This is a genomic window from Martelella alba, from assembly GCF_006516955.1.
In the GTDB taxonomy this organism is placed as follows: Bacteria; Pseudomonadota; Alphaproteobacteria; order Rhizobiales; family Rhizobiaceae; genus Martelella; species Martelella alba.
In genome coordinates this window covers 454361-473006 of record NZ_VHLG01000001.1, presented here as the reverse complement: position 1 = coordinate 473006, position 18646 = coordinate 454361, and the positions used below count along the sequence as shown (strand labels likewise).

Here is an 18646-nt window from a genome sequence, read left to right as displayed (position 1 = left end):
CAGATTTTCCGGGGCGATCTGCACCGGAGAGAACGCGTCTTCTCGCGGAAAAGACGCTCAGCTGAACTTGAGGGCGGCGACGGCCGCTTCGCTGTTGCTGACATAGCGGTTGGCGTCAGCCTGGCGTTGCAGCAGCAGGATGAACAGGAAATCGAGCAGGGTCAGCTGGGCATCGCGGGCGGTGATGGCGGAGGAGCGCACCCGGTCTTCGTCGGCGATGGTATAGAGGCAGAAATCGGCAATCCGCGACAGAAGGCTCTGTTGCGGGCCGGTCACGGCGATCACTGTGGCACCGCGCTCCTTTGCCAGTTCGGCAATGCGCACGGTCTCGATACTGGTGCCGGATTGCGACAGGGCGAACAGCAGGTCGCCCTCGCGTGAGGCCGAAACATTGGCCATCTGCACATGGCTGTCGCTGTCATGCAGGGCGAAACGGCCGAGCTTTTGCAGCTTGTAGGAAAAATCCCGCGCCACCAGTGATGATGCACCGACTCCGGCAATCGAAATCCGCCCCGCTTTATCGATCAGGTCGAGCGCGCGGGTGATTTCGCGCTCGTCATTGGCGGCAATCGTCTGCTGCATCGACTGGATCTTGCTGGCCAGCAGCTTCTGGGCAATGGTCGCAGGACCGTCGCCACGCTGGATCGTCGCATGGATCATGCCCGGCGGCGTGTGCCATTCGCGCGCTTCGGCCTTGCTGATGGCGATTTTCAGATCCTGATAGCCGGCAAAGCCAAGCTTCTGTGAGAACTTCACCACACTCGACTGGCTGCGGCCGGTCTGGGTCGCAAGCTCGGCCGAGGATAGCCGGACGACGCTGCTGGGATTTTCCAGGATGAAAGAGCCGATCTGCCGGTCAGCAGGGGCCATGCCGTCAAGCTGGGCTTCTATGACTTTCAGGACCGACATGACATTCCTTCTCTCCGCGGGCGGAATAATCTATTCCGATTCAAGGAATACAATGGAATTTTGCGAAAATCGAACGCTTTCTTTTCCCGTGTAATCCTGGTGGGAAAATCTGAATATGGAATAAATTATTCTGAAAATTGATTGACAGTTGGAATTATCAATTTTACGCTCCCTGCAAATGACCGGATAACCGGCGGTGCGCCAGACAGTCCAGATGGCTGTCTTAAAGAAGGTGTGAGGGGTATGACAGAACAGACTTTGATGGCTGAATTGAACGGACTCGTGTCTGAGGGCCGCAATGCGGGATCTTCGGAGCTTGATCTTCTGTCGACCCCGAACATCCTTTCCCTGATCAACAGTGAAGACAAGAAGGTCGCGCTTGCGGTCGAAGCGGAGCTGCCGGCGATTGCCAGAGCCGTTGACAGCATTGTCGAGGCTTTCTCGCGTGGCGGGCGCCTTGTCTATATCGGCGCAGGCACATCCGGGCGGCTCGGCGTGTTGGATGCATCCGAATGCCCGCCGACCTTTTCCGTGCCCGAAGGCATGGTCATCGGCCTGATGGCCGGTGGTGAACATGCGCTGACCAATGCCGTCGAAGGCGTCGAGGATAATCGCGCCGAGGGCAGGGCCATGCTGGAACAGATTGGCCTAAGCGACAGGGATGTCGTGGTTGGCATTGCCGTTTCCGGGCGCACACCCTTCGTCATTGGCGCACTGGATTATGCGCTCGGCGTCGGCGCGACGACGGTGGCACTTTCCTGCAATCCCGGCTCGGCGATCGCCGCCATGGCCGATATCGCCATTTCGCCGGTTGTCGGTCCGGAGGTTTTGACCGGATCGACACGGATGAAATCCGGCACGGCACAGAAACTCGTCTTGAACATGCTGTCGACCGCCAGCATGGTGCGCTCCGGCAAGGTCTATCAGAATCTGATGGTCGATGTTTCGGTGAGCAACGAGAAGCTCTTCATCCGCGCCGTGCGGATTGTCACCGAGGCGACGGGCATTTCCGCCGGTGAAGCCGAGGCCCTGCTGAATGAAACCGGCAATAATGTAAAGCTTGCGATCCTGATCGCATTGACTGGCATGGAACTGGAGGAGGCCCGTCAGGCGCTTGAACGCGCCAATGGCTTCCTGCGGTTGGCACTGAGTAACAAGACGGCGTGAAGCCGCACCGAAGACGCAAATTCAAAACCGGCGCTGCGGCGATGAAATGTCATCAGAAGCGCTTTCATCTCTTGAGGGAAAGAACATGGGTAAATTCCTGAAACATAATATTGTTTCCGCTCTGGCGATTACCATCGCGCTGGGTGCGGCAACGCTTCCCGCCTCTGCGGCCACGCTGCGTATGGCCTGGTCGCAGGATGCGACGGGTCTTGATCCGCACAAGCAGACGGCCTTTTCGTCGATCCGCCTTCTCGAGCTCGTCTACGAGCCTTTGCTGCGCACCGACAGCGATCTCAATCTGGCGCCGGCTGTTGCCAAGAGCTGGGCCTTCTCCGATGACGGCAAGACGCTGACCTTCAAGCTTGATCCCAACGCCAAGTTCTCCGATGGAAGCCCGGTAACGCCGGCTGACGTCAAGGCCTCGTTCACGCGTATTCTCGACGAAGCAACAGGCGCTTCGGCGCGTTCGAACTTCCTGTCGATCGAGAGCATCGATACGCCGGATGACGAGACCGTCGTCTTCAATCTGTCGCAGCCGGACGTGCCGCTTCTGACGGCCATGGCTTCGATTAATGCCGCCATCGTTCCGGCCAAGGCAATCGCCGATGGCACAATCGGCACCGCAGCGCTTGGCTCGGGGCCGTTCGAGCTGAAGGACTGGGAACCGAATGCCAAGGAAGTGCTGGTTGAAAACCCGAACTGGGCCGGCGGCAAGACCGGTGTTGACGAAATCGACATCTCCGTTCTGCCGGACGAAACCGCGATCCTTGCGGCTCTGCGCACCGATCAGGTCGATTTCGCGCTGATCAATGACCCGCTTGTGGCAACGCTGGTGCCGAAGGAAAAGAACCTGACGCTGAACCGCGAACCGGTTCTGTCCTACCATGTTCTGCAGCTCAATGCCGATCGCGGCGCGATGCAGGATGTGAAGGTCCGCCAGGCAATTTCCTGCGCCGTTGACCGCCAGGATGTGCTGGATGCAGCGCTTCTGGGCGAGGGCAAAGTGACCGGCCCGCTGACCATGCCGGCCTATGCCTCCGATCCGTCGACGCTGTTCTGCTACACGCCGGATCTCGACAAGGCCAAGCAGCTGATGGCCGAATCCTCTTCGCCGGATGGGTTTGATGCCAAGGTGATCGTTGCCACCGGCGAGCCGCCGACGGCAATTGCCGAGGCTCAGGTGCTGCAGTCGCAGCTTGCCAAGATCGGCATCAAGCTCGATATCGAATCCATGGAGCTCAACGTCTATGTCGACCGCTGGCTGAAGGGTGATTTCGACATGGCGGTGGCGCTGAATGGCGGCCGCACCGACCCCTATACCATGTATAACCGCTACTGGACCAAGGCAGGCAATCTGCAGAAGGTCGCGCATTACATCGATGATGATCTCGACAATCTGATGCAGGAGGGCCGCGTTGAAACCGATCCGGCCAAGCGCAAGGCAATCTTTGCCGAATTCTCCAAGCACATCACCGAAGTGTCGCCGTGGATCTGGCTCTATACCGGCTACAGCTACACCGCCCAGCAGAACAGTGTCGAAGGCTTTGTGGCCGATCCGACCGGTTCGCTGTTCGGCCTGACCAAGGTTACGGTTTCAAAATAACATCCCGCGGCATTCCGGCCCGTCAAGAACCGGGATGCCGCCATTTCCCTCTCGATGCATCCCGGCTTCCGGCCGGGGCTGATATTCCGGGGATGGAACGCCCATGAATTATCTCGCTCGGAGACTGCTGACCTTTCCCTTGGTCATGCTCGGCGTCTCCATCCTCGTTTTTATCTCGATCCGCCTTATTCCCGGTGACGCCATCACGGCGATGCTGGGGACCGAGGCTGGTCTTCTGACGCCGGCCCAGCGGGCATCGCTGGAAGCCTATTTCGGTATCGACAAGGGCTGGCTTGCCCAATACTGGAGCTGGCTGACCGATGCGCTGCACGGTGATCTCGGTGTTTCCGTCATTTATGGCAAGCCGGTGCTTGCAGTGATCCTCAAGGTCTTTCCGCTGACGCTGGAACTGGCGATCCTGTCGATGATCATCGCGATTGCTGTCGGGCTGCCGCTCGGAATCTATGCTGCAACCCGCAATGAGCGGCCGCAGGACCTTGGCGTCCGGATCATCGCCATGATCGGCCAGTCGACGCCAAGCTTCGTCGTTGCATTGTTGATGATCTACGTTCTGTCTGTTGGTTTCGGCGTTCTGCCGACCATGGGCGCATTCACGCCGATCTGGGAAAATCCGCTGGAAAATCTGGGGCAGCTGATCCTGCCGGCGATCACGCTCGGCTTTGCCTTTGCCGCAGCCGTCACCCGGATCTCGCGTTCGGCCATGCTCGATATCCTCTCCGACGACTATATCCGCACCGCGCGTTCCAAGGGCGTGCCCGCCCGCAAGGTGATCTGGCACCATGCGCTGCCCAATGCGCTGATCCCGGTGGTCACGCTCTCGGGCGTCGAGTTCGGCTATCTTCTCGGCGGAGCGGTAATTGTCGAGCAGATATTCGCCCTGCCAGGGCTTGGCCGCACGGTCCTGGATGCCATCCTTCAACGCGATTATGCGCTGGTGCAGGGCAGTGTCCTGTTCATTGCGCTCAATTTCATGATCGTCAATCTTCTGGTGGATCTCGCCTATGCCGCGCTTGATCCACGCATCCGGCTCGGAGGCAACTGATGTCGCTCATCCGCTCCATCTTCTCGCATTCGAGCGGCCGCATCGGCGGCACGATCGTCCTCGTTTATCTTGTCATTGCCGTTTTGGGTCTTGTCGGGGTCACGCCGCATGATCCGCTGATGCAGTTCCGCATCGACCGGCTTCATGCACCTTCGATGACCTATTGGATGGGCACCGATCTGCTTGGCCGCGATGTCGCAAGCAGGCTGATGATCGGCGTGGCGCAATCCTTCATCGTCGCCTTTTCCTCCGTCGCCATTGCCGCGGTGATCGGCATCCTGCTGGGGCTCACGGCCGCATGGTTCGGCGGCTGGTGGGATGGCGTGGTGATGCGCTTCATGGATGTGCTGCTAGCCTTTCCGGCGATCCTGCTGGCGCTTTTGATCATCGCCATTGTCGGCCCGGGAACCTGGACCAGCGTCATGGCGATTGCCATCGTCTATACGCCGATCTTCACCCGCGTGGTGCGCGGCCCGGCGTTGTCGATCAAGACGCGTGATTTCGTCGATGCGGCGCGAACCTTCCATTCCCGGCGCTCCTATATTCTGACGCGCCACCTGATGCTGAACCTCGTTGCGCCGCTGACGGTGCAGATCACGCTGGCGCTCGCCTGGGCGCTGTTGACCGAGGCGGGGCTTTCCTTCCTCGGGCTTGGCACCCAGCCGCCCAAGGCCTCGCTCGGGCTGATGCTGTCGGACAGCCGCAACCTGATGGAAATGGCGCCATGGCTGCTGGTGTTTCCGGCCTTTGCCATCATGATCGGCATTCTCGGCTTCAATCTCCTGGGCGATGCGCTGCGTGATATCCTCGACCCCCGCACACGGAAGGTGACAGCATGAGCGGACTTCTTTCAGTCACTGACCTGCATGTCGGCTTCGGCAAGGATCCGGTCAAAAACGAGGTTGTGCATGGCGTGAGCTTCGATCTTGCGCCCGGCGAAACGCTGGCGATCGTCGGCGAAAGCGGATCCGGCAAATCGGTCACCTCGCTTTCGGTCAACCGCCTCGTCGATTTCGGCGGTGGCCGGGTGACCTCCGGCCTCATCGAATTCACGCTTGGTTCCGGTGAGACCATCGATCTGGCCGCGACTGAGGAAACGCGGCTTGAAAAGATCCGGGGCCGGGAAATCGGCATGATCTTTCAGGAGCCGATGACCTCGCTCAATCCGGTGCTGACGGTCGGTGAGCAGATCGCCGAGAGCTTTCGCCTGCATCACGGGCTGAAGGGCAAAGCGGCGATGGAGGCGGCGCGTGCGGCGCTGGAACGGGTGCGTATCCCCGATGCCGCGCGCCGGCTTGCCTCACATCCGCACCAGCTTTCCGGCGGCATGCTGCAGCGTGTGATGATCGCCATGGCGCTGTCCTGCAATCCGCGCCTGCTGATTGCCGATGAGCCGACCACGGCGCTGGATGTCACGGTTCAGGCGCAGATCCTGGCGCTGCTGACAGAGCTGAAACGCGAGACCGGCATGGGGCTGATCTTCATCACCCATGATATCGGCCTTGTTGCCGGCATCGCTGATAAGGTGATGGTGATGCAGAATGGCGAAGTGGTGGAGCAGGGGGCGACGGATGACGTTCTCGATCATCCGCAGCACCCCTATACGCAACACCTGTTGAGTGCTGTTCCGCTGTTTTCGGCAGGCCGCGCGGTTCGCGATGACCATCGCCGCAATGGCACGGAAAAGCCAGCGCTTGCGGTGAAGGATCTGACGGTCCGTTTTCCGGTCACGGCCGGCTTCTTCAAGCGGCGCACCGGCGCGGTCCACGCGGTTGACGGGATCGATTTCGATCTTATGCCGGGGGAAACGCTGGGCATTGTCGGCGAGAGCGGCTCGGGCAAATCCACCACCGCGCGTGCAGTGATGGGGCTGGTGAAGCCGACGCGCGGCGCGTTCTCGCTGATTGATGGCGCAAGTCTCGGGGCTGCCGCCGATCCGGTGCAGATGGTGTTTCAAAACCCCTATGCCTCGCTCAATCCGCGCCTGCGCGTTGATGCTATCCTGGCCGAGCCGGTGATTGCCGCCGGTGGGCGGCTCGATGCGGAAACACGGGAGCGGATGGTGCAGCTCATGAAGCGCGTCGGTCTGCCGGAAGAGGCGCTGCTGCGCTACCCGCATCAGTTCTCCGGCGGTCAGCGGCAGCGTCTGTGCATTGCCCGCGCGCTGATGCTGCATCCCTCGATCGTCGTGCTGGACGAGGCGGTGTCGGCACTTGATGTTTCGGTTCAGGCCATGGTGCTCGATCTTCTGGTCGAGTTGCAGCGGGAGATGAACCTCTCCTATCTGTTCGTCACCCATGACATGGCGGTGGTGGAGCGGATTGCCCACCGGATCGCGGTGGTCTATGCCGGGCAGATCGTCGAGATCGGCGATGCGGCATCGATCCTGTCAGCGCCACAGCACCCCTATACCAAACGGCTGATTGAGGCGGTGCCGAATATCGACCGACGACGGCTTGACTACCGGGTGGATACGACCGATGTGCCCTCGCTGGTTCGTCCCTTGGGCTTTGAACCGCAACCGGCGCGCTTTACCCGTTTCAGTGCTGATCATCTGGTGCGTGAGGAGGCTTGAATGACGGATTTTTCCGCACGGTTCGATCGTGCTTTCGCACTGCTGCAGGCAGCGATCGATGAAAAGCGCATTCCCGGCGGCGTGCTGGGGCTGACCATGGCCGATGGCAGCCGCATCACACGGGCAACGGGTCAGGCGGCCTTGAAGCCTGAACCCCGGCCGATGCGGGAGGACACCTGGTTTGACCTTGCATCCGTCTCCAAGGTGATCTTCACCACGAGCCGCATTCTTCAGCTTGCCGTTGATGGTGTGATCGATCTTGATGCGCCGGTGACATCGGTCATTCCGGATTTCAATCAATATGATCCGAACGCCTGGCAGCGCAAGGTGACCTTCCGCCAGTGCCTCGGCCATCAGACGCATTTTCCCGCTGTTGAGCCGATCTACACCTATGGCAGCGATCCCGATCTCTTGCGGACATTCGTGCTGCAGCGCGACTGGCGCTATCAGGATCCGCCGGTCTATTCCGATATCAACTATATCCTGCTCGGCATCGCGCTGGAGCGGCTTGCGGGCAAATGGATCCGCGCGATGGATCCCGGCCCCGGCTTTGCCTTCTCCGCAGATCCGGACAGGGCGGCTGCAACGGAAGACTGCGCGTTCCGCCACCGCGTGCTCTCCGGTGAGGTTCATGACGAGAATTGCTATGCGCTTCAGGGGTCCGGTCATGCCGGCCTGTTCGGCACGGTCGGTGCGGTGCTCGATTTCACCGCAGATATGCTGATACGCGACAAAGCGGGCGACCAGGTGGTCGAACTGATGCGGACGCCGATTGAGGGCCACCGCACCCATGGCTGGGAGCGGCCTTTCGAAATGTGGTCCGGCGGCGGGCATTGTTCGCCCGGCACAATCGGCCATACGGGCTTTACCGGCACGGCGCTGTGGATCGATTTCGACAATGGCTATGGCTGGACGCTGCTGACCAACCGGGTGCATCCCACACGGCATTTCGACAGCGGCATCATGGCCCTGCGGCGCGGCGTCAGCGACGCCATCAACGGAGCTTGAGATGACAGAAGATTTCGCACCTGTCTGGGCCGTCGGCCTGATGACGGGAACCGTGCTGGACGGCAATATCGACGTTGCGCTGCTGAAGACCGATGGCGAGACGGTGGAGCGCTTCGGTGCATACACACTGGCGCCCTATCCGGTCTCAACCCGCATGCTTCTGGAAGACGCGCTTGCATCTGCCCGCAAATGGAATTTCGAAGGCCCTGAACCGGACATCTTCGCTGAAGCCGAAGCGGTGCTGACCAGAGCGCAGTCGGAAGCCGTGCGGGCGCTGGTGGAGGACGAGGGGCTGCAGATGGCCAATATCGGCGCTGTCGGCTTTCACGGCCAGTCGGTCCTGCACCGCGCGCCGACGAAAATGCGGATCGGTGACACCCGCCAGCTCGGCGACGGGCAATTGATGCATGACATTCTCGGATGCCCGGTCGTCTATGATTTCCGCACAGCCGATGTACGTGCCGGCGGGCAGGGCGCACCGCTTTCGGCGGTCTATCACCGCGCGCTGCTGAAGGGGCTGGATGAGAGTGGAAAGACAGCAGTGCTCAATCTCGGTGGCGTTGCCAATGTCACCTGGTGGGATGGTTCAGACAGGCTGATCGCTTTTGATACCGGCCCGGCCAATGCGCCGATCAATGATTTCGTCAAGGCCCATGGCCTGGGCGAGATGGATCGCGACGGCAAGATTGCGCTTTCGGCGAAGGTCAATGAGGCGCGGCTGAACGAACTGCTCGAACATCCCTATCTGACGGCACCCTATCCGAAGTCACTAGACCGCTTCGATTTTCTCGCTGCCATGGCGGATGGGCTTGGGGTTGAGGAAGGTGTTGCCACGCTGACCGCGTTCACGGCAAGTGCCGTCGGCAAGGCGCTCGATCTCTTGCCGGCGCGGCCTGAACGGCTGATCGTCTGCGGCGGCGGCCGCCGCAATCCGGCGATCATGAAGATGCTGGGTGAAAGAGCCGGTGTCGAAGCTGTCGCGGCAGAGGCGGTCGGCTGGCGGGGGGATGCGATCGAGGCAGAATGCTTCGCCTTCCTCGCCGTCAGAACCCTGCGCGGCCTGCCGATCAGCTATCCGACGACCACCGGGGTACCGGTGGCGATGACCGGCGGCAAGGTGGTGCGTTAGGTCCTTTTGAGAACAACCGGTCTTTCACAATAGGCAGGCGCAGGCTGGCAAAGGTCTGCGCCTCCTTGCGTCACAGCCGCTTCTGCAGATAGACGCGGCGGCGGCCGGAGCCGATCGGGAAATCCTCCATGGCGCCAAACGGGCGGTAGCCCTGGCGGGTATAGGCTTTCTCAGCCGTCGGGCTGAATGTGTCGATGAAGGCTCCCTTGCAGCCGCGGCGCAGCGCTTCTTCTTCTGCCTGCCGCAGCATGCGCCCGGCGAGATCCTGGCCGCGGGCCGCCTCGCTGACAAACAGGCGCTGCACAAACAGCCAGCCCCAGGCGGTGTAGCCAGTCAGCCCGGCGATGATCGCGTCCGAATCGTCGCGCACGAAAACGGCGATCTCGCGCCGTTTTGAGCTGCCGACATCGGCATCGTTAAAGGCTGTGAGCGATTCGGCAATGAAATCCGAATCACGGCTGTCTGGATTGTCTGTTACGGAAAAGGAAAGCGTCATTTTCTGTGTTGCCCAATGCTTATGCGACTTCGTGTCGGAAGCATTTATAGCGCATCGAAATGTACAGATGGTTTAGGGCGAAGGAGGTTTCCAGTTGATGCCGCAGTTAGCGAGAAATAGCTCGGTAACTCGGGGGCAGCCGGCTACGCATCGATGTAATGCGTTTGCGACAGACTCAGAACGCTGACAGCAGGGAATAGGCCGCCTCTATGATAGCTCAAGTACTGGCGCAGATTATGGCGGCAGGTATCGATCCTGTCGATGCTCTGAATCTGGTCAGTTCGACTGAATAATTTGAGCTGGTCACCCGCGCTTAGCGATTGAGTTCAAAAGAACCCGGTCAGTCGGTGAGCGCTGAAAAAGCCGGAATGTTGACGTGTCCACAGTGAGGCTAACGTGGCGGCAAAGGCAAAGAGTGGAACTCACGGGCCGGTTGTTAGCGAGAGATTGCCTCAAAGTCATAGGTATTTTCTATACTGGCAATGATCACTCTTAAGCTCTCTATGTGCTTAGTGTTCCGCTCAATCCATAGTTGGGTTACATCTTCGAGCTCGAAGCCTTCATCTGTTCCCCTCCGAAGTATGAGTCTTCCAGCTTTCATTTCATCGACATCTTGTTGCAAATCATCGATCTGTGAAAAAAGCTGCTCGCGATATTCACGGTTCTGCTGAATGATTGCAGGGTTTTCGCTCTTATGCATGTTCGGCCCTCTGTTTCCGACGCATGCATTATCGCTTCTCTGAAGCTCTCGATCAATTCAAGAGCTGTGGATAGACAAGAGTGTCAACAGAGAGTGCGACTATGAAAGAGCTTATACTTCAGCGGAAGTGTAGCCAAATCCTTGTCATAAAAAATAACTTATGAAGGAAAATGGCTCCCCGGGTCGGATTCGAACCGACGACCTATCGATTAACAGTCGAGTGCTCTACCGCTGAGCTACCAGGGAACAACCGTGTTGCGCGGTGTGAGCGGGTTAATACAAATGCTTTGGCGATTTGCCAAGCCCCTTTTCAAAAAAAATGTCACGAAGTTTGAAATCATCCACAGGCAGCAGGGCTAATTTATTAAATTCATTGATTTTCTTCATCGCAAAGACCGATGCGATGCGACGATATCGCGGTGCAATGGCGTGGGTGCGCTCAGCTTTTTCCGTAGATCTTGATGAACGCATCGACAGCGGCATCGGCGAGCGTGTCGAACGGCTGCTGCGGCTTCGTACCGTAGAGCATGGGGATGACGGTGCCGGCCTCCAGCATGCCCTTCAGATGCTGGGCGGCGATCGCCACATCGGGGCAGTTCAGCATCCCGGCAGCCGTCGCACGGGTGAGGTAGCCCTCAATGGCGCCAAGCGCGCGGCGCTGTCCCAGCCGGTAGAGCATCGGTCCCAGTTCCGAACGCGGTCCGTCGCCGATGGCGACCCTTGCATGGGCGATGATATCCGGCTGGGTGGCGAAGGGCAGATAGGCGCGGGCAAAACGCCTGAGAACAAGCCGCACATCTTCATCGCTATTCAGCGTCGACAGCATTTCCTCGCCGCGATCGCGAACGATGAAAACCATCGCCTCGGCAAAGAGCTCCTCCTTGGAGCTGAAATAGCCGTAAAGCGTGGCCTTGGAGATGCCGAGACGGCCAGCAATCGCCGCCATGCTCACACCTGTAAGGCCGAGCTCACGGAAAAGCTCACCTGCCGCATGCAGGATCTCATGTTTCTTTTCATCCGTCCGCACGCGCATGGCAGCCTCCCGAAACGCACTGGCTCTAGCATCTGAATCAGGATTGACGCAAATGCAATCGTGTTATAACTAAACCGTACAGTTTAGTTATAGGAATGCCAATGCTTGATTGTCATTATGCGACTCTGGGTAGAGCCGCCTTTTTTGTGGCTGTTGCCGGGCTTGCCGGCGGCTGCACCACCAGCGGCGAGCCTCCAGCCGCCACGATAAAACCCGTTTCGAGCTATCAGACGGCGCAGTCGCTGAAGGCTGGAACCTCTGTCTGGCCAGGCGAAGGCTGGTGGACGCAATATGGCGATCCGCAGCTTTCCGCCCTGATTGAGGAGGGGCTTCGCGATGCGCCTGACATGCGTGCCGCTGCAGCCCGGCTTGCGATCGCCGATTCGGGCATCGGCACGGCGAAAAGCGCGCTTCTGCCGAGCCTCAACGCCAATGCTTCAGTCGATACCGAACGCCAGAGCTACAACTATCTGATCGGCTCGGATTTCGTGCCAAAGGGCTGGAATGACGGCGGGCTTGCCGCCATCAGCTTCAACTGGCAGATCGATTTCTGGGGCCGTAACCGTGCAGCTCTTGCCGCGGCAAAGGGTGATGCAGCGGCATCGGCCGCCGAGGCTGATGCTGCCAGACTGGCGCTTTCCACCGGCATTGCCGGCGTCTATGCCAAGCTTGATGCGCTCTATGCCGAACGCAATACCACGAGCCGGGCGCTGAATGTGCGGCATCAAACGGTGTCACTGATTGCCGACCGGACGCAGCAAAGTCTTGAGAATGATTCAGCGCTTGAGCGTGTTCGTGCCGCCGAAGCTTCAACCAAAGCCCATCTCGATGCCATCGACGAGCAGATTGCCCTGACCCGCAACCAGCTTGCCGCCATGGTCGGTGCCGGGCCGGATCGTGGTCTTTCGATCACGGCCCCGAAAGTCTCGGGCAAGAGCTGGAGCGGCGTTCCTGCTGATCTGCCGCTCGAGCTCGTCGGCCGCCGTCCGGACATCATCGCTGCCCGCATGCGCGTGGAGGCTGGGGGTGAGCGGGTCAAGGTCGCCCAGGCTGATTTCTATCCCAACATCAATCTTGCAGCGGTGATTGGCCGTCAGGCGCTGGGACTTGATCTTTTCGGTAATCCCGATTCGACCTTTGGTTCGGCAGGGCCGGCAATCTCGCTGCCGATCTTTGAGGGCGGCCGGCTTGAGGCGGCCAAGGGCAGGGCGGTTGCCAATCATGATCTGGCCGTTGCCAATTATGATGCAACGCTTTCCGAGGCGCTGAAAGAGGTGGCCGACGCCGTCGTCAGCAAGCGACAGCTTCGCCTGCGCATTGCTGACACGCAGCGCGCCGTGACGGCCGCCAGCAAGGCCTGGCAGGTCACCAAGGACCGCTATGAGGGCGGGCTTGCCAATTATCTCGAAGTGCTGACGGCGCAGGACCAGCTGATTGACGCGGAAGCTGCTGAAGCAGCGCTGGTTGCCCGCAGCTTTGCACTCGACATCGATATGATACGCGCTCTTGGCGGTGGCTACAGCGCAACGGAGACGACGAAATGAACCAGAACGAAGAGCCCAATCTTTCCGAAGCCCAGGCTATGGAAGCCGCAGCCCCCAAGCGCTCCCGCAGGGGGCCCGCCTTTGCCGGCCTGTTGATCGTCGTTGTCGCCTGCGCCGGTGGTTTTGCCGCCTATGACCGGTTCTATGCTTCCGAGCATGTCAGCACCGACAACGCTTATGTCGGCGCTGAGACGGCCGAGATCACGCCGCTCGTCGCAGCCCCGGTAGCCGAGGTTCTGGTCAGCGACGCCGAACATGTCAAAAAGGGCGACGTGCTTGTCCGTCTTGATGATACCGATGCGAAGCTTCAGCTTGCCATGGCTGAGGCCAATTATCAGAGCGCCATCCGCCGGGTCCAGGGCTATCAGGCGCGTGACAGGGCGCTTCAGGCGCAGACAGCCGCTCAGGAGGCGGGGCTGGACAAGGCAAAAGCCAGTCTGGAGGCGGCGGAGGCCGGCTATGACAAGGCCAGAATCGACTATGAGCGCCGCAAGGATCTGGTGGAGCGCGGCTCTGTCTCTGGCGATGAATTGACGGCGAGTGAAACAGCCATGAAGACAGCCAAAGCCGATCTTGCGGCAGCCAAAGCCGGTCTCGCCGTTGCCGCAGCATCCATCGACGCCTCTGTTGGCAATGAGAAGGTCAACGCAACGCTGATCGAAGGCACCGGCGTGGACGATAATCCAGAAGTTCTCGCAGCAAAGGCTGCCCGCGATCAGGCGAAGGTCAATCTCGATCGGACCGTCATTCAGGCGCCGGTTGACGGTATCGTTTCCGAAAGGTCGGTGCAGATCGGTGAGCGGGTTCAGCCGGGGCAGCGCATCATGGTTGTGGTGCCGGTCAATGATGTCTATGTCGATGCCAATTTCAAGGAGATCCAGCTGCGTGACGTCAAGCCGGGGCAGCAGGTGACGCTTCATGCTGATCTTTATGGTTCTGACGTCACCTATGATGGTACGGTTGTAGGTTTCACGGGGGGAACCGGTTCGGCCTTCTCCGTGGTCCCGGCGCAAAATGCGACGGGTAACTGGATCAAGGTCGTGCAGCGGCTTCCCGTGCGGATCGCGCTTGAGCCGCAACAGTTGACGGAACATCCGCTTGCGGTTGGCCTGTCGATGAACGTCGACATTCATCTCTGAGCCCGGCGCGACCATGTCAGAACAAGCAATGACGGATGTAAGGCCGCTCTCGGGCCTCGCGCTGATTGCCGCTGCGCTGGCGATCGGCACCGGCAATTTCATGGTGGTGCTGGACAGCACGATCGCCAATGTCTCGGTGCCGACGATTGCCGGCTCGGTTGGCGTATCGGTGTCCCAGGGCTCCTGGGTTATCACCTCCTATGCCGTCGCCGAGGCCATCACCGTGCCGTTGACCGGCTGGCTGGCGCGTAAATTCGGCGCCTTGCGGGTCTTCATTTTCTGCTACCTCGCCTTCGGTCTTGTCTCGGTCTTTTGCGGCATGTCGCAATCGCTGGGCATGCTGATCGCCGGTCGCGTAATGCTTGGCCTGTGCGGCGGGCCGATCATGCCGCTGTCGCAAATGCTGCTGATGCGGATCTTCCCGCCGAAACAGGCCACCGGTGCTGCAGTCTTGTGGGCCATGACGACGCTGATCGGTCCGATTGCCGGGCCGATCCTCGGCGGCGTCATCTGTGATAGTTTCGGCTGGCAGTGGATCTTCTTCATCAAGGTACCAATTGCGCTTGTCGGTGGCGTTCTGGTGTTCTCGCTGACGCGGGGACTGTCCGATCCGCGTGGTCCTGCACGGATCGACAAGGTCGGGCTTGCCCTGCTTGTCGTCTGGGTCGCGGCGTTGCAGATCGTGCTCGATGAGGGCCGCAACCATGATTGGTTCGCCTCGCGCGAAATCGTCATTCTGGCGATTATCGCGGCAATCGGCTTCGCCAGTTTCCTGATCTGGGAGCTGACCGATGACAATCCGATCGTCGATCTGAAGATCTTCCGCTATCGCGGCTTTTCCGCAGCGGCTGTCACCTTTGCCGGCGGGTTCGGGGCCTTCTTTGCCGCCATCGTGATTCTGCCGCTCTGGCTGCAGCAGAATATGGGCTATACGGCAACCTGGGCCGGTTATGCGACAGGGATCATGGGCATATTGGCGCTGATCTCCGCCCCGATTGTCGGCAAGGCGAGCGAGACGATCGATCCTCGCCTGATCCTCAGCGTTGGTATTCTCGGCCTGGGGGCGATGACGGCATGGCGGATGACCTTCAATTCCGACGTCACCTTCATGCAGATGGCCTGGCCGACGCTTTTCACCGGTCCTTTCATGGTGATGTTCTTTGTGCCGGTGACGGGGCTTGCCATATCCTGTGTTGGCCCCGAAGAACAGGCCAATGCCGCCGGGCTCTCGAACTTCATGCGCACGCTTGCCGGCGCCTTCGCCACGTCGCTGGTGCAGACCGGATGGGCAAATCAGGCGCGGGTGAACCAGACAGAACTCGTCAACGCCATGCCGCATGCCAATGAGGTTGTCGCCGGCATGGTTGCTTCCGGAACGCCCTATGACGCCGCTGTGGCCTCGCTGACGCGAATGGTCGAGCATCAAAGTGTGTTGCTGTCGACACTCAACATGTTTGGTGCGATCACGATTGTTTTCGTGGTTGCAGCCATGCTGCCCTGGCTGATTCCAAAGCCCAAGGGGCCGATAGACACCACTGCAGGTCATTGATGCCCGCTCCGGCGATTGCGGACAAAACCCGCCTCTGTTTCCGCAGGGGCGGGTTTTTGGTTGTCCCGCTCAACGGTGTACGCGTGTGGCGGGATTGGCTTGCCTTGCAGGCAAGGGCATTCTAAGGCGTATTCATCAAGGATACAGTGAATTGGGGGGAGGATGCGATGCAAGGTCATGCGGGACGACGTGATAGGTTCTGCATAAAGTGAAATGGCGGCCTGTCTCGATCCTGGCCAGAATTGTCTGGATGATCGCGACAAGAGCCACAAGACGGCCCGGCCGTTTCGGCGGCGGCGTGAACTGGAGCTTAAAAATGGAGTGGTGGCGTTTGTCGCAGATCCGGGCTTTCATGGCCGTGCCGCGTGACAATCCTGAACTGCTGAAAGCCCAATACAGCGCCTTTTCCCGGCAATTGCCGATGATGTACCTCATCTTGATGAGCAGTACATGGGCGGTTGTCGCCACCCATATGGCCTACGCGCCCTTCTGGCTTGCCGTGGGCGTGCCTGTGCTTTTTACCATTGCCTGCGCCATCCGTATCTATGTCTGGTGGACATCGCGCAACATGGTGCCGACGGCGGAGGCTGCGTTTCACGCTCTGCAGCGCACCAACCGTCTGGCGCCTTTCATCGCTATTTTCTTCACCACCTGGGCGCTCATGCTATTTCCCTATGGCGATGAGTACGACAAGTCGCACCTTGCCTTCTATATGGCCATTACGGTCATCACCTGCATCTTCTGTCTGATGCATCTGCGCTCGGCGGCCATGACCGTGACGGTGATTGTCAACAGCGCCTTCGCCATCTTCTTTCTGGCGACGGGTGAACCGGCGCTGATCGCCAGCGCTGTGACGATCATCCTCGTTTCTTTCGGCATGATCGTAGTTTTGACGGTGAACTACCGCGATTTTGTCAGCATGGTGAATGCGCAGACCCGGGCGCGCAGGCGGGAAGAGGAACAGAGACGGCTGCTGCGGATGATTGACGACCTGCCGGTTGCCGTGATGACCGTCGATCTTGATGGTTTCCGCATCAATTATGTCAATGAAACCTCGCTGGAGCTGATCCGCCGGATCGAGCATTTGCTGCCGATCAAGGCTGAGGCGCTTCTCGGCCAGTCGATTGACGTGTTTCACCGCGATCCCGGGCATCAGCGGCGCATTCTTTCCGATCCGGCCAATCTGCCCCATAGCGCCCGTATCACGCTCGGCCCGGAAGTGCTTGATCTGAAGGTCTCCGCCGTCACTGACGATGATGGCAGCTATCTCGGGCCGATGCTCAGATGGGCGATCGTTACGAAGGAGGTGGAGACCGAGGCCCGTATCCACCAGCTTGCCCATACGGACATGCTGACAGGGCTTTCGAACCGCTTCGCTTTCAGTGAAGTATTGAAAGAAAGCCTGGCTGCGGAAAACTGTCATCTGGCGCTGCTTTACATCGATCTTGATGGCTTCAAATACGTCAACGATACGCGCGGGCATCATATCGGGGATATTCTGCTGGAACAGGTGGCACGAAGGCTGAGTACCGTCTGTGAAGGTAAGGCAACGGCGGTCGGCCGGCTTGGCGGCGATGAATTTGCCGCTGTCATTCAGGGCGAATGTGAAGTCCATGCCGATGCTTTTGCCCGACAGATCATTGAAGCGCTCAGCGAACCCTTCACGCTCAACAGTGAAGTCAGCATTCATATCGGTGCTTCTGTTGGCGTGGCGCTTGCGCCGGTGCATGGGCGCGATCTCGATACATTGCTCGCACGTGCTGACATGGCACTTTACGCGGCAAAAGCAGCCGGCAAGGGCCGTGTTCAGCTGTTCCGCCCGGAGATGGAGGCGCTGGTTCAGGAACGGGTGGCTCTTGAGGTACGGTTGCGCGCGGTGCTCGACAATCGCGAAGGCCTGTTTGTTTTCTATCAGCCGATCGTGAACATTGAAACCGGGCGGGTGAGCGCGCGTGAGGCCTTGTTGCGCTGGCATGATGATGCACGCGGCTGGATCGGGCCGGGTGAGTTTGTTCCGATTGCCGAGCAGAGCGGTCTGATAGAACAGCTTGGCAGTTTTGTGCTGGAGACGGCCTGTCGGGAAGCGCTCAACTGGCCTGATCAGGTCCCCGTCGCCGTTAACGTTTCAGCGAGCCAGCTTGGCGGGGAGGCTCTCGTCCCCAGTGTCGTTGCGGCTTTGCAGGCGAGCGGGTTGCCGGTGGAGCGTCTTGAGCTGGAGATTACCGAGACAGCGCTTCTGACTGCAGAGGCCGCCGGAATCGACAATCTCAGCCGGTTGAAGGCGCTGGGTGTGAAGATCGCGCTGGATGATTTCGGCACGGGCTATTCATCGCTCTCACACCTGCAGATGTTTCCCTTCGACAAGATCAAGATTGATGGCTCCTTCGTCAAAAACGCAGTAGAGCGGCATGAAAGCGCTGCAGTGATCCGGGCGATTGCCGATCTTGGTAAGCGGCTTGGCGCGCGCACGGTCGCTGAAGGCGTTGAAACACGGGATCAGCTTGATCTCGTGCAGCGCGAAGGCTGTATTGAGGTTCAGGGATATCTGTTCGGCCGGCCGCTGCCTGCCGAAAGTGACATGGCGGTGGTTGAGCGGCTGAAGGCCTGAAGCTTGATCCGACCGGAGCGAAGCGAGGACCGGCAAGATCATGCAACAAAAACAGATGGATAGAGCGCCGATCTGATCCATTCAGATCGAAAGGCGCTCCAGGGTGCCGGGCAATGCCCTGGC

15 protein-coding genes and 1 tRNA gene are annotated in these 18646 nt (G+C 59.7%); 11 read left to right on the top strand and 5 right to left on the bottom strand.

The window, feature by feature from the left end; genetic code table 11:
* Window positions 1-57: 57 nt before the first annotated feature.
* Entirely contained in the window at window positions 58-909 is an 852-nt protein-coding gene (locus tag FJU08_RS02170; protein ID WP_141147324.1) for a MurR/RpiR family transcriptional regulator, read from the bottom strand.
* A 243-nt stretch (window positions 910-1152) separates the two neighbouring features.
* Here FJU08_RS02170 and murQ point away from each other — a divergent pair, with 243 nt between their 5' ends.
* The 7 genes from murQ (at window position 1153) to FJU08_RS02135 (ending at window position 9454) form a co-directional block, all read left to right on the top strand.
* Window positions 1153-2076 (top strand): N-acetylmuramic acid 6-phosphate etherase, encoded by a 924-nt coding sequence (gene murQ / locus FJU08_RS02165; RefSeq protein ID WP_141147323.1) that lies wholly within the window; start codon window positions 1153-1155, stop codon window positions 2074-2076.
* An 85-nt stretch (window positions 2077-2161) separates the two neighbouring features.
* Window positions 2162-3679, top strand: coding sequence for an ABC transporter substrate-binding protein (locus FJU08_RS02160; protein WP_141147322.1), 1518 nt, complete (start codon window positions 2162-2164; stop codon window positions 3677-3679).
* A gap of 103 nt (window positions 3680-3782) precedes the next feature.
* Entirely contained in the window at window positions 3783-4742 is a 960-nt protein-coding gene (locus FJU08_RS02155) for an ABC transporter permease (protein WP_141147321.1), read from the top strand.
* Window positions 4742-5581, top strand: coding sequence for an ABC transporter permease (locus FJU08_RS02150; RefSeq protein WP_141147320.1), 840 nt, complete (start codon window positions 4742-4744; stop codon window positions 5579-5581). The genes FJU08_RS02155 and FJU08_RS02150 overlap by 1 nt, the downstream gene beginning before the upstream one ends.
* Complete coding sequence (locus tag FJU08_RS02145; RefSeq protein ID WP_141147319.1) at window positions 5578-7317, top strand: ABC transporter ATP-binding protein; 1740 nt, start codon at window positions 5578-5580, stop codon at window positions 7315-7317. Before FJU08_RS02150 ends, FJU08_RS02145 begins: the two co-directional genes overlap by 4 nt.
* Window positions 7318-8325 carry a serine hydrolase domain-containing protein gene (locus FJU08_RS02140; RefSeq protein ID WP_141147318.1) on the top strand — a complete coding sequence of 336 codons (1008 nt, stop codon included), beginning with the start codon at window positions 7318-7320 and terminating at the stop codon, window positions 8323-8325.
* 1 nt (window position 8326) lies between these two features.
* A complete protein-coding gene (locus FJU08_RS02135; protein ID WP_141147317.1) occupies window positions 8327-9454 on the top strand; it encodes an anhydro-N-acetylmuramic acid kinase in 1128 nt (375 codons plus the stop codon).
* Between the two features lie 70 nt (window positions 9455-9524).
* Here FJU08_RS02135 and FJU08_RS02130 read toward each other — a convergent pair whose 3' ends face one another.
* The 4 genes from FJU08_RS02130 to FJU08_RS22675 all read right to left on the bottom strand — a co-directional run bounded on the left by FJU08_RS02130 (window position 9525) and on the right by FJU08_RS22675 (window position 11683).
* Window positions 9525-9950, bottom strand: a complete 426-nt coding sequence (locus FJU08_RS02130) for a GNAT family N-acetyltransferase (protein WP_141147316.1) — start codon at window positions 9948-9950, stop codon at window positions 9525-9527.
* A 436-nt stretch (window positions 9951-10386) separates the two neighbouring features.
* Window positions 10387-10650 (bottom strand): hypothetical protein, encoded by a 264-nt coding sequence (locus tag FJU08_RS02125; protein WP_141147315.1) that lies wholly within the window; start codon window positions 10648-10650, stop codon window positions 10387-10389.
* 171 nt (window positions 10651-10821) lie between these two features.
* A tRNA-Asn gene (locus FJU08_RS02120) sits at window positions 10822-10896 on the bottom strand.
* A 193-nt stretch (window positions 10897-11089) separates the two neighbouring features.
* Window positions 11090-11683 carry a TetR/AcrR family transcriptional regulator gene (locus tag FJU08_RS22675; protein ID WP_181409719.1) on the bottom strand — a complete coding sequence of 198 codons (594 nt, stop codon included), beginning with the start codon at window positions 11681-11683 and terminating at the stop codon, window positions 11090-11092.
* Between the two features lie 101 nt (window positions 11684-11784).
* Here FJU08_RS22675 and FJU08_RS02110 point away from each other — a divergent pair, with 101 nt between their 5' ends.
* From FJU08_RS02110 to FJU08_RS02095, 4 genes are all read left to right on the top strand, one after another.
* Entirely contained in the window at window positions 11785-13227 is a 1443-nt protein-coding gene (locus FJU08_RS02110; RefSeq protein ID WP_181409718.1) for an efflux transporter outer membrane subunit, read from the top strand.
* Window positions 13224-14366 (top strand): HlyD family secretion protein, encoded by a 1143-nt coding sequence (locus FJU08_RS02105; RefSeq protein ID WP_141147313.1) that lies wholly within the window; start codon window positions 13224-13226, stop codon window positions 14364-14366. Before FJU08_RS02110 ends, FJU08_RS02105 begins: the two co-directional genes overlap by 4 nt.
* Before the next feature lie 28 nt (window positions 14367-14394).
* Window positions 14395-15915 carry a DHA2 family efflux MFS transporter permease subunit gene (locus FJU08_RS02100; protein ID WP_235890550.1) on the top strand — a complete coding sequence of 507 codons (1521 nt, stop codon included), beginning with the start codon at window positions 14395-14397 and terminating at the stop codon, window positions 15913-15915.
* Window positions 15916-16231: 316 nt separating this feature from the next.
* Window positions 16232-18523 (top strand): putative bifunctional diguanylate cyclase/phosphodiesterase, encoded by a 2292-nt coding sequence (locus FJU08_RS02095; RefSeq protein WP_235890549.1) that lies wholly within the window; start codon window positions 16232-16234, stop codon window positions 18521-18523.
* Window positions 18524-18646 lie beyond the last annotated feature (123 nt).

Coding starts and splice junctions, on each gene's coding strand:
- FJU08_RS02150 (WP_141147320.1), top strand. CDS start 4,742: ATGTCGCTCATCCGCTCCATCTTCTCGCATTCGAGCGGCCGCATCGGC.
- FJU08_RS02110 (WP_181409718.1), top strand. CDS start 11,785: ATGCTTGATTGTCATTATGCGACTCTGGGTAGAGCCGCCTTTTTTGTG.
- FJU08_RS02160 (WP_141147322.1), top strand. CDS start 2,162: ATGGGTAAATTCCTGAAACATAATATTGTTTCCGCTCTGGCGATTACC.
- FJU08_RS22675 (WP_181409719.1), bottom strand. CDS start 11,683: ATGCGCGTGCGGACGGATGAAAAGAAACATGAGATCCTGCATGCGGCA.
- FJU08_RS02095 (WP_235890549.1), top strand. CDS start 16,232: ATGGAGTGGTGGCGTTTGTCGCAGATCCGGGCTTTCATGGCCGTGCCG.
- FJU08_RS02125 (WP_141147315.1), bottom strand. CDS start 10,650: ATGCATAAGAGCGAAAACCCTGCAATCATTCAGCAGAACCGTGAATAT.
- FJU08_RS02130 (WP_141147316.1), bottom strand. CDS start 9,950: ATGACGCTTTCCTTTTCCGTAACAGACAATCCAGACAGCCGTGATTCG.
- FJU08_RS02170 (WP_141147324.1), bottom strand. CDS start 909: ATGTCGGTCCTGAAAGTCATAGAAGCCCAGCTTGACGGCATGGCCCCT.
- FJU08_RS02145 (WP_141147319.1), top strand. CDS start 5,578: ATGAGCGGACTTCTTTCAGTCACTGACCTGCATGTCGGCTTCGGCAAG.
- FJU08_RS02105 (WP_141147313.1), top strand. CDS start 13,224: ATGAACCAGAACGAAGAGCCCAATCTTTCCGAAGCCCAGGCTATGGAA.
- FJU08_RS02155 (WP_141147321.1), top strand. CDS start 3,783: ATGAATTATCTCGCTCGGAGACTGCTGACCTTTCCCTTGGTCATGCTC.
- FJU08_RS02140 (WP_141147318.1), top strand. CDS start 7,318: ATGACGGATTTTTCCGCACGGTTCGATCGTGCTTTCGCACTGCTGCAG.
- FJU08_RS02100 (WP_235890550.1), top strand. CDS start 14,395: ATGACGGATGTAAGGCCGCTCTCGGGCCTCGCGCTGATTGCCGCTGCG.
- murQ (WP_141147323.1), top strand. CDS start 1,153: ATGACAGAACAGACTTTGATGGCTGAATTGAACGGACTCGTGTCTGAG.
- FJU08_RS02135 (WP_141147317.1), top strand. CDS start 8,327: ATGACAGAAGATTTCGCACCTGTCTGGGCCGTCGGCCTGATGACGGGA.